This window comes from Marinobacter sp. BW6, assembly GCF_008107725.1.
Lineage (GTDB): Bacteria > Pseudomonadota > Gammaproteobacteria > Pseudomonadales > Oleiphilaceae > Marinobacter.
Genome location: NZ_VIRN01000017.1, coordinates 1 through 402, shown reverse-complemented (window position 1 = coordinate 402; position 402 = coordinate 1). Strand labels below are relative to the sequence as shown.

Here is a 402-nt window from a genome sequence, read left to right as displayed (position 1 = left end):
ACCTAGGACTCCTGGGCAAAACTTGATTGACTACAACGGTTTATGAAGATTCCCGGGTACCCGCTTTCGCGGGAATGACAGCCGAGGAAAGTGGCGCCTCTCAGGCCTCGCCTTCCTCGACGATCGCATGTTTCTGGATGAGGGGCAGTTGGGTCAGGGTGAAGACGAGCGTGATCGGCATGATGCCGAAGACCTTGAAGCTGACCCAGAAATCGGTCGAGAAGCTGCGCCAGACGACCTCGTTGATGATCGCCAGCACGAAGAAGAACACGCCCCAGCGGAAAGTCAGCTTGCGCCAGCCCTCGTCGGTCAGTTTGAAGGCGCTGTCGAAGACATAGCCGAGCAGGGATTTGCCGAACAGCAACCCGCCGAGCAGGATCGAGCCGAACAGGCAGTTGACGA

Annotated in this window: 1 protein-coding gene; it reads right to left on the bottom strand. The window is 58.0% G+C overall.

The genetic code is table 11. From position 1 onward, the window contains the following. Positions 1-100 precede the first annotated feature (100 nt). Positions 101-402 (bottom strand): septation protein IspZ (locus tag FMN52_RS00070; RefSeq protein ID WP_205424869.1); only part of this gene is annotated, 302 nt, incomplete at its 5' end.